We start from the raw sequence: 9,689 nt of genomic DNA, 5'->3' as shown, positions 1-9,689 counted from the left end.
GCGGCAAGTACGAAAACCAGATCCTGCCCACAGGATTCACCGCGGGTAGTCCCCAAGAAGCCCTCGACTGCGCCTGCAACCTCTACCTCGGGCACTGACCCCCGAAGAACTTGCGGGCGGGACCACTTAGCACCGGGTGCCTTTTGCTCGGTTGCTTGGGGTTGTTTGCTCAGCGGGTGGGGGTTGTGCGGAGGGTGGTGATGGCGCGTTCTATGCGTTTGGCGGATACCGGGTGGGGGGTGCCCAGTTGCTGGGCGAACAGGCTTACTCGAAACTCCTCGATCATCCACCAGATTTCGGTGACGTCGCGGCCGGTGCGGCGGGATTCGGGGAGGGCGTCCAGGAGTCGTTGGTAGGCGGCGTGGACTCGATCGAGTTCCAGCATGCCCTGGTGGTCTCGTGGGGCCGATGCGGGCAGGGCCTCCAGGCGCACGACCGCGGCCTGGAGGTAGCGCGGCAGTTCGCGGAGGCGGGCCGAGCCGAATTCTGTTGCGAATCCGGCGAATACCAGATCGTCGAGTTGGTGTCGGACGTCGTCGGCGATTTCGCGGTCGGTGGTGTTCGCCAGTTCGGCGCGTACGCGGTGGGCCTGTGCCAGGATCGGCACGACCAGGCGCACGATGCGGGAGACGGCCGGGCCGAACCGGGGGCGTACGCGCTCGATCAAGGCGGTGAACTCGTCGGGGGTGCGGACCGGGCCGCCCTGTTCGGCGATCAGTTCATCGGCGGCGCAGGCGCGGCAGTCCTCGATCAAGGCGTCCAGCGATCCGGACGGATTCTGGCTCAGCGCAAGGCGATCGGTGGGGGACAGGCCCGCGGTCGCCGTGCGTGCCGATGTGGTCAGCTGGTTGAGCAGCAGCGTCCGTGTGCCGGTGCGCATCGCGGCGGCTTGGGCGGCCGGTGAGGAGAGCACCCGCACCGCGACCGTGCCCTTGCCGTCGGCCGGGCCGGTCTCGACGACCAGCGCCGGGTAGCCGGTGATGGTCTGGCCGCCGACCTGGCGGCGCACCGTCGGTGTCAGCGCGCCCAGCGATTCGGAGGTCCACACCGTGGCCGGGGCGCGTTCGGCGGCCGCGGTGGCGCGGGCCACCGATTTCGAGACCTGGTCGGCCAGCCGGGTTTTCAGCGCGGCTAGGTCCTTGCCGCGGGCGGCGATCGTGCCGTCGGGCGCGGTGGCGGCGAAGGTCATGCGCAGGTGGTCGGGGAGGGCCGCCGCGTCCAGATCGGCGGGCCGGATCGTCACCGAACCCAGCTGCGAGAGCTCCCGGGCCAGGCCGATGCGCAGCGGCTCGCCGCGCGGCGTGAGGCGGACCAGTGCGGCCCGTGCGAAGTCGGGGGCCGGAACGACGCTGCGGCGCACGTGTTTCGGCAGCGTCTTGATCAGCGCGGCCGCCAGTTCCTCCCGCATGCCCGGCACCAGCCAGTCGAAGCCGACGGCGCGTACGTGGGCCAGCTGGGCGATCGGAATGTGCGCTGTCACACCGTCATCGGCCTGACCGGGTTCGAACTGGTAGGTGAGTGGGAAGGTCAGCTCGCCCTGGCGCCAGCTGTCCGGATACGCGGTGGGGTCCAGCACCGCGGCCTGCTCGTTCACCACCGTCGAGGCTGTGAAGTTCAGCAGCTCCGGATCGGCGCGCCGGGTCTTGCGCCACCAGTTGTCGAAATGCCGGACCGACACGATATCGGCGGGGATGCGCCGATCGTAGAAATCGAACAGCACCTCGTCGTCGACCAGGATGTCCCGGCGCCGCGCCCGATGCTCCAGATCGGCGACGTCCTCCAGCAATTCGCGATTGCGCGCGAAGAACTCGTGCTGGGTCTGCCATTCGCCCTGCACCAGTGCATGCCGAATGAACAGCTCGCGGGACAGTTCCGGATCGATCCGGCCCAGATCCACCCGCCGCTGGGTCGCCAGCGGAATGCCGTACAGCGTGACCCGCTCGTAGGCCGCGGCCGAACCCCGTTTCGCGGACCAATGCGGCTCGGAATAGGTGCGTTTCACCAGATCCCCGGCCAACCGCTCGGCCCATTCGGGTTCGATCCGTGCGGCGGTCCGCCCCCACAGCCGTGAGGTCTCCACGAGTTCGGCCGCCATAACCCATCGCGGCGGTTTCTTCGCCAGTCCGGACCCCGGGAAAATCATGAATTTGGCATTGCGCGCGCCCAGGAATTCGCGGGTTTCCCCCTCCCGCAATCCGATATGCGACAGCATGCCCGCCAGCAGCGCTTGATGAATCGACATGACGTCCCATGGGAGCGAATCCGATTCCGCCGCGGATACCGTCCGGGTCGCGACCTGTTCGGATTTACCACCGCCGCGCCGGGATTCGGACCTGCCACGGGCCGCCCCGGCGGCAGGTCCGGAATTGCCGTTACGCGAGCGATTCCGGCCACGCGCGGAGCCGGTGTCGCCGGCCGCATCGTTTGCTCGCCGGTTCGGGTTGCCGCCCTGTGTCGCGGGAGGCGTTGTGTCGTCGTCGGATTCGTCGTCGGCGCGGTCGGTGGTATTCCAGCCGAGGCCGCGGGTGATGGTCCGGAGTTGACCGTGCAGGTCCTGCCATTCGCGGATGCGCAGGTAGTGCAGGAACTCGTCACGGCACATACGGCGGAACTGGTTGGACGACAATGCGTTTCGCTGCTCGCGCAGGTAATCCCAGAGTCGCAGGTAGGACAGGAAGTCCGAACCCTCGACGGCGAACCTGGCGTGCTTGGCGTCCGCGGCCTGCTGGTGCTCGACCGGTCGCTCCCGGACATCCTGGATCGACAGCGCGGCCACGACGACCAGAACGTCGGCCAGACAGCCACCCCGCTGTGCCTCGGCCAGCATGCGCGCCATGCGCGGATCCACCGGAATCTGTGCCATTTCACGGCCGATCGCCGTCAGCGTCAATCCGCCAGGGGTGTGGGACCGTTTACCGGTTCGCCCGCCCGACTCCGCGCTGCTGCTCGCTGCTGCTCGCTCATTCGATTCCGCCCGCGCCTCGGATGATGTCTGGCTGTCTGGCGTACTCGGCTCCGCTTGTCGGTCCAGTGCCTGCTGGTCGGGCGTGAGGGGCCCGTCGGATCCGGTCTGCTCGCCCGCTGCTGCGCGCTTGTCCGAGGTTGCCCGTGTATCGGACGACGACGCCTGGGTGTCTGCTGCGGTGAGCTTGCCCGGCTTCGCCCGCCCATCCGGCTGTAGGTTCGGCGTTGGCTGGCTGTCGGATGCGGTCGGCGAACCCACCACGCCGCGCCTATCGGGCTCTGCCTGCCCGCTCGATTCCGTGCGGCTGCCCGGCTCGCTGCGGCTCAGGGCGCCCAGTTCCTCCAGCAGGGCGATGCCGTCGCGGATGGCGCGGCTGTCGGGGGGCTCGACGAAGGGGAAGCCCTCGATATCGCCCAGGCCCAGCGCGGTCATCTGCAGGATGACCGCGGCCAGGTTGGTGCGCAGGATCTCCGGCTCGGTGAACTGCGGGCGCGCCTCGAAATCGTCCTCGGAGTACAGCCGGATGGCGATGCCGTCCGCGACACGGCCGCAGCGGCCGGAGCGCTGGCGCGCCGAGGCCTGCGAGATCGATTCGATCGGCAAGCGCTGCACCTTGGTTCGCAGCGAGTAGCGCGAAATGCGGGCCGTGCCCGGATCGATGACGTAGCGGATGCCGGGCACCGTCAGCGAGGTCTCCGCGACGTTGGTCGCCAGCACGACCCGCCGACCGGTGTGCGGTTCGAACACCCGGTGCTGTTCGGCCGCCGACAGACGCGCGTACAGCGGGAGAATCTCGGTGCGCGGCAGGCGCATATCGCGCAGCGAGTCGGCGGTGTCGCGGATCTCCCGCTCGCCGGACAGGAATACCAGGATGTCGCCGTCGCCCTCGGCCTGTAACTCGCGCACCGCGTCGCCGATGGCGTCGGTCGGGTCGCGGTCCACGACTTCGGTGTCCTCGTCGGCGGGGTCCTCGAGGTCGTCGCGGGCGACCGGAACCTCCAGCGACAGTGGACGATAGCGCACCTCGACCGGAAAGGACCGGCCCGAGACCTCGACGATCGGTGCGGGCGTGTCGCTGTGGCCGCTGCTGTCGGCAAAGTGCCGCGCGAACAGCTCCGGGTCGATGGTCGCCGAGGTGATGATCACCTTCAGGTCTGGCCGCCGGGGCAGTAGCTGCTTCAGATAGCCCAGCAGGAAGTCGATGTTGAGGCTGCGTTCGTGCGCCTCGTCGATGATGATCGTGTCGTACCGGCGCAGCATCCGGTCGCGCTGGATCTCGGCGAGCAGGATGCCGTCGGTCATCAGCTTGATCAGGGTGCGTTCGGAGGCATGATCGGTGAAGCGGACCGTATAGCCGACGACGTCGCCCAGTTCGGTGTGCAGTTCTTCGGCGATGCGCTCGGCGACGGTGCGCGCGGCCAGCCGCCGCGGCTGGGTGTGGCCGATCGCGCCGCGGATGCCGCGGCCCAGCTCCAGGCAGATCTTCGGGATCTGCGTGGTCTTGCCCGAACCGGTCTCACCCGCGATCACGACCACCTGATTGGCCGCGATGGCCGCGGCGATGTCCTCGCGGCGCGCGGAGACCGGAAGCTGTTCCGGATAGCTGATCGGCGGGACGGCGGCGCGGCGCGCGGCGATCCGGCGTTCGGCGGCCTCGATCTCTCGTTCGAGTTCGGCGAGATCACCGCCACGGGCCTTGTCGAGCCGTCGGCGCAACCGATGGTCGTCGCGGATCGAGAGTTCGGCCAGGCGTGTGCGGAGCTCGCGAGGGGTGGCGGCGGTCCTGGTCATTGCACCGACCAGCCTAGCGAAAGCACCCTGGACAGCGTCTGCCACGGGGTATGAGCTCGGTAACCGTACGGTCGCCGATCGTCCTGGGCGCGGTCTTCGCGGTGCTCGCCGGTAGGCTCGACTCGCGCGAGTCGAGGAGAGGAGCCTGACCATGGGATCGTTGTGGCACGGATTCGCCGATATGGGTGCGGTGGAGCGCGACGGCGCGTTCGAGGTGGCGCGCGGTGAGGGTGCGTACATCTGGGATACCGCGGGCGCACGGTACATCGATGCGACCGCGGGGCTGTGGTTCACCAATGTCGGGCACGGTCGCCGGGAAATAGCCGATGCGGTCGCCGCGCAGCTGTCCACGCTGGCGCACTACTCCAATTTCGGTGATATCACCGCGCCGGTGACGCAGGAGCTGGCGCAGCGCCTGTCAGCGATCGCGCCGGTGCCCGGCAGCAAGATCATGTTCACCTCCGGCGGATCCGATTCGGTCGACACCGCCGCGAAGCTGGCGCGGCGCTACTGGCACGAGATGGGCAAGCCCGGCAAGACGCTCATCGTCGGCCGCCGGCTGGCGTATCACGGAATGCATTTCGCCGGAACGGCTCTGGGCGGCCTCGCGCCGAATCGCGAGGGGTACGGGGAGCTGGTGGCCGACGCGCGCACCGTGGAATGGGACGATCCGCGGGCGCTGTCGAAACTCGTCGACGAGGTGGGCGCGGACCGGATCGCGGCCTTCTTCTGCGAGCCGATCATCGGTGCGGGCGGGGTGTACCCGCCGCCGGCGGACTACCTCACCGAGGTACGGAACATCTGCCGGGAGAACGACATCCTGTTCGTCGCCGACGAGGTCGTCACCGGATTCGGGCGGATCGGCGGATCCTGGTTCGCCTCCACCAGGTTCGGGCTCGAACCCGACCTCATGACCACTGCCAAGGGCCTGACCTCGGGCTATGTTCCGATGGGTGCGGTCTTCGCCGCGCCTCGGGTGGCCGAGCCGTTCTTCTCCGGCGGCGTATGGTTCCGGCACGGCTATACCTACGGCGGTCACGCCGGCGCCGCGGCCGCCGCGATGGCCAATCTGGACATCGTCGAGCGCGAGAATCTGCTCGACGCCAGCAAGAACCTGGAATCGCTGCTGCACGAACATCTTTCGCCGCTGGCCGGTCATCCGCGAGTCGCGGAGGTGCGCAGCGGTCTGGGCGCGGTCGCGGCCGTGCAGCTGGCCGACCCCTCCGAAGGGCCCGCGATGGTGAAGGCCATGCGCGCGCAAGGGGTTTCGGGCCGCGCCGCCGGACAGGGCGCGCTGCAGATCTCCCCATCGTTCGTCATCACCGAACAGCAGGTGATCGACCTGGCCGCCGCGATCGAGCGCGCACTGGGCTGAAGCGGGCGTGCCCGGTGTGAGTCGGATCGAATCGGCGTCGAGCGGACATCGCCCGACGTAAACCGTGTCGCTTCACGGTCGAGCGTCAGCTCGAACACGGGGTGCCGAAGGTCTTCAGACCCGCCGTGGGGCAGCCGGTATTCCAGCGAGCAGGTAGAACCGATCCGCTCGGGCAGTTCCGGGCGGATCGGGCGCGCATCGGATTGGAGCAGGGGCGCGTTGGTCCATGCCCGGTTCCCGGGGCCGATCGAGTGGCGTCCGGGCTGATCGGTGGTAGGCACGCGCGGAGACGGTAGGGCCCCGTCCCTCGTAAGTGGACGCGATGCATTTGCTGCAGCCGGTCGAGTGAGTTGTGCCGGCCTGTGGTCTACCGCGTTCGGGAAGGTGTGCCGAGTCGGCGAGCTGCGCTGACCGGTGCAGTGAAGGGGCAGTGAAAGGGCCGCTGCCGGACCGCTGAAAAGATGCCGGGATCCGCCGCGAAGTGCGAGCATGAAGTGGGGCAGACGCGCGGTGCGGGAAGGTGGTGGGGTGTGGGCGAATTCGTGCAGGAGTATGCGGTGTTGCGGTGGGGGATCGTGGCCGCGTTCGTGCTGACAGCCACCATCGTGGCAGGGCGGCTCGCCGCCGTCGCCGGCGGCCGCGCTGTCGTTGCCGAAGGGGCCGGTGTGGTCCCGGTCGCCGATCGTGAATCCGACGCCGCGCATCTGCTGATGTGCCTGGTGATGCTGGCGATGCTGGTCTTTCCGGCCCTCGCCGCGCCGGGCGCGTTGCGTGGCGTGCTCACTGCCATGCTCGTGGTGTACGCGGCGGTGCTGGCCGGGCGGATTGCGCGTTGGAGGGGAGGCGATCGGGCCGCCGCGGGAGGGTGCGCGGTGATCGGATATCACATCGTCGCGGCTGCCGCGATGCTGTGGACGGTCTCGGGCGGTATGCGGATGGGCGCCATGCCCATGACGGGCACGGGCGTTCATTCCGGGCCGGGCGCCGCGATGCTGGTACTGGCGGCACTGTTCGCCCTCGATGCTGTGCTGATGATCCTGCCCGGGCGAGCCTCGCCGCTGCGCCACGTACTCGGGCACTCCGGCAGTCCGGCCGTCGTCCTCCCGCACGTGGTGATGGACCTCGGCACCACCTATATGCTCGTCGCCGCCGCGCTGAACTGATCTGCCGAACTCCGCATTCCGGACTCGTCGCCGGTCATGCGGAGGGACAGTGACGCGCGTGCGACCGACGCACTGCGGGCCGCGCACCCGGGGTTGGGTGCGCGGCCCGCAGTGTCCTGCCGTGCGGTGGTTACGCGTTCGCCGGGGCCAGCGCCTCGGTGGACTGCACCGCCTGGCCGACGCCGCTGACGATGGCGGCGACCCGCAGCGCCTCGAAGATCACCTCGCGCGAGACGCCCGCCTCGCGCAGCGTGTTCTCGTGCGCCTCCAGGCAGTGCTGGCAGCCGTTGATCGCCGACACCGCCAGCGACCACAGCTCGAAATCGGCCTTGTCCACGCCCGGATTGCCGATGATGTTCATCCGCAGACCGGCCCGTAGATCGTCGTAGCGGCCGCCGAGGAACGCCTTACCCCGGTAGAACACGTTGTTCATGCCCATGATCGAGGCCGCGGCCAGGGCCGCGTCGTACGCCGGCGCCGCGAGCGTGTCGGCCGCCTCGTCGGCGATCTCGCGCAGCGTGGTGGCCGAGCGCGTGGCCGCGGCCGAGGCCAGCAGGGTTCCCCACAGCTGCTGTTCGTTCAGCACGGTCGAGCGTGCGATGGACGACAGGTTCAGCTTGAGGTCCTTGGCGTACTCGGGGAGCGAGTTCTTCAGGTTCTCCACGGTCATTGCTTCTCCATGATCACAGCTCGTACTTCCTTCGGAGCTAGACGCTCGCGGCCAGCAGCTCGCCGGCGTCGATCGTCGGGTCGCCCTTCTTCCAGTTGCAGGCGCACAGCTCGTCCGACTGCAGCGCGTCCAGCACCCGCAGTACCTCGTCCACGTTGCGGCCCACCGAACCGGCGGTGACCGAGACGAACTGGACCTCGTTGTTCGGGTCCACGATGAACGTGGCGCGGTCGGCGACGCCGTCGGCGTTGAGCACGCCGGTGGCGGCGGCCAGTTCGCGCTTGAGGTCCGAGAGCATCGGGAACGGCAGGGTCTTCAGGTCTTCGTGCTGGGCCCGCCACTGGAAGTGCACGAACTCGTTGTCGACCGACGCGCCGAGCACCTGCGCGTCGCGGTCGGCGAACTCCTCGTTCAGCTTGCCGAACGCGGCGATCTCGGTGGGGCAGACGAACGTGAAGTCCTTGGGCCAGAAGAACACGATCCGCCACTTGCCGGCGTGATCGTCGCTGCTGATCCGGGTGAAGTAGTCATCGGGCTGCTTCGCGTCGACCTTGGACAGGTCACCGCCGATCACCGCGGTGAGGTTGTACGCCGGGAACTGGTCGCCAATGGTCAGCAGAGCCATAGTGTCTCTTTACTCCTTCGTCGAGGGATTGCCTATTGCCTTACGAAGCGTTCGCTGTGATGGTGCCCGTACTGCGGTGAAAGGTAAACGTGATCAGTGGCACTATACTGATAGGCGTGACTGATCAGACTTATCAGCCCACCCTGTCACAGCTGCGTGCGTTCGCGGCGATCGCGGAGTATCGCCATTTCGGTACCGCCGCCGCGCGATTGAGCGTGAGCCAGCCCACGTTATCGCAGGCGCTGGCATCGCTGGAAAACGGACTGGGGCTGCAGCTGATCGAGCGCAGCACGCGCCGGGTGCTGGTGACCGCGGCGGGCAAGCGGCTGCTGCCGCAGGCGATGGCGACGCTGGAGGCGGCGGACCGGTTCATCGCCTCGGCGATGGGCGACGGATTGGGCGGCGCCCTGCGGTTGGGCATAATCCCGACGGTTGCTCCCTATGTGCTGCCGACGCTGCTTCCGGAACTGCGGCAGCAGTTTCCGGCCATGGTGCCGCACGTGATCGAGGATCAGACCGCGCGCCTGCTGGATGGTCTGCGCGGCGGCGTGCTCGACGTGGCGCTGCTCGCGCTGCCGACCAAGACCACGGGAATGATCGAAATCCCTCTTTACAGCGAGGAATTCGTGGTGGTGACCCCGTCCGGGCACGAATTGGCCGGGCGCGCCGACCTTTCCCCGGCCGACCTGGAGGCGCAGCCGCTGCTGCTTCTGGACGAGGGGCACTGCCTGCGGGACCAGACACTGGACCTGTGCCGCGCCCAGGAGATCCGCCCCGGTCCGGCCGGCGACACCCGGGCGGCCTCGCTGGCCACCGTCGTGCAGTGTGTCGCAGGAGGTTTGGGTCTGACGCTGATCCCGCAGATGGCGGTCGGCGCCGAAACCGCGCGCGGCACACTGGACGTCGCTCGTTTCGCCGCGCCCGCGCCCGGCCGCACGCTGGGGCTGGCGTTCCGGGGCTCGACCGCGCGGACCGAGGACTACGAGCATCTGGCGGATGTGATTCGCGCCCAACGGCCGGTCTGAACGCGCCGCCCAACGGCCGGTCTGAACGCGCCGCCGAATGGCCGTGCGGCGGCCGGTGTGTCCGTTGGTCACGAT

6 protein-coding genes are annotated in these 9,689 nt (G+C 68.7%); 3 read left to right on the top strand and 3 right to left on the bottom strand.

Annotation, left to right across the window (positions count from 1 at the left end; translation table 11 throughout):
- Positions 1-169 precede the first annotated feature (169 nt).
- On the bottom strand, positions 170-4,756 hold the full coding sequence (hrpA, locus tag JZ791_RS45015) for an ATP-dependent RNA helicase HrpA (protein WP_254205767.1): 4,587 nt from the start codon (positions 4,754-4,756) through the stop codon (positions 170-172).
- Positions 4,757-4,907: 151 nt separating this feature from the next.
- On the opposite strand from hrpA, the gene JZ791_RS15730 reads away from it, so the two are divergent.
- Both JZ791_RS15730 and JZ791_RS46015 read left to right on the top strand, forming a co-directional pair.
- Positions 4,908-6,131, top strand: a complete 1,224-nt coding sequence (locus JZ791_RS15730; protein ID WP_216895489.1) for an aminotransferase family protein — start codon at positions 4,908-4,910, stop codon at positions 6,129-6,131.
- A gap of 530 nt (positions 6,132-6,661) precedes the next feature.
- The gene (locus JZ791_RS46015; RefSeq protein ID WP_216895487.1) at positions 6,662-7,294 is read left to right on the top strand and encodes a DUF5134 domain-containing protein; all 633 of its coding nucleotides are present in this window, start codon (positions 6,662-6,664) and stop codon (positions 7,292-7,294) included.
- A 130-nt stretch (positions 7,295-7,424) separates the two neighbouring features.
- Here the strand turns inward: JZ791_RS46015 and ahpD are convergent, their stop codons facing one another.
- Together ahpD and JZ791_RS15715 are read right to left on the bottom strand one after the other, a co-directional pair.
- On the bottom strand, positions 7,425-7,964 hold the full coding sequence (gene ahpD / locus JZ791_RS15720; protein ID WP_216895485.1) for an alkylhydroperoxidase, AhpD family: 540 nt from the start codon (positions 7,962-7,964) through the stop codon (positions 7,425-7,427).
- 37 nt (positions 7,965-8,001) lie between these two features.
- Positions 8,002-8,589 carry a peroxiredoxin gene (locus JZ791_RS15715; RefSeq protein ID WP_216895483.1) on the bottom strand — a complete coding sequence of 196 codons (588 nt, stop codon included), beginning with the start codon at positions 8,587-8,589 and terminating at the stop codon, positions 8,002-8,004.
- A 116-nt stretch (positions 8,590-8,705) separates the two neighbouring features.
- On the opposite strand from JZ791_RS15715, the gene JZ791_RS15710 reads away from it, so the two are divergent.
- Entirely contained in the window at positions 8,706-9,614 is a 909-nt protein-coding gene (locus JZ791_RS15710) for a hydrogen peroxide-inducible genes activator (RefSeq protein ID WP_216895481.1), read from the top strand.
- Positions 9,615-9,689 lie beyond the last annotated feature (75 nt).

It is taken from the genome of Nocardia alni, assembly GCF_019038435.1.
Taxonomy (GTDB): domain Bacteria; phylum Actinomycetota; class Actinomycetes; order Mycobacteriales; family Mycobacteriaceae; genus Nocardia; species Nocardia alni.
This window is presented reverse-complemented; position numbering and strand designations above follow the sequence as displayed.

Bases quoted from the DNA above. Each gene is read 5' to 3' on its own strand.
- hrpA (WP_254205767.1), bottom strand. From the start codon at position 4,756: ATGACCAGGACCGCCGCCACCCCTCGCGAGCTCCGCACACGCCTGGCC.
- JZ791_RS15730 (WP_216895489.1), top strand. From the start codon at position 4,908: ATGGGATCGTTGTGGCACGGATTCGCCGATATGGGTGCGGTGGAGCGC.
- JZ791_RS15715 (WP_216895483.1), bottom strand. From the start codon at position 8,589: ATGGCTCTGCTGACCATTGGCGACCAGTTCCCGGCGTACAACCTCACC.
- ahpD (WP_216895485.1), bottom strand. From the start codon at position 7,964: ATGACCGTGGAGAACCTGAAGAACTCGCTCCCCGAGTACGCCAAGGAC.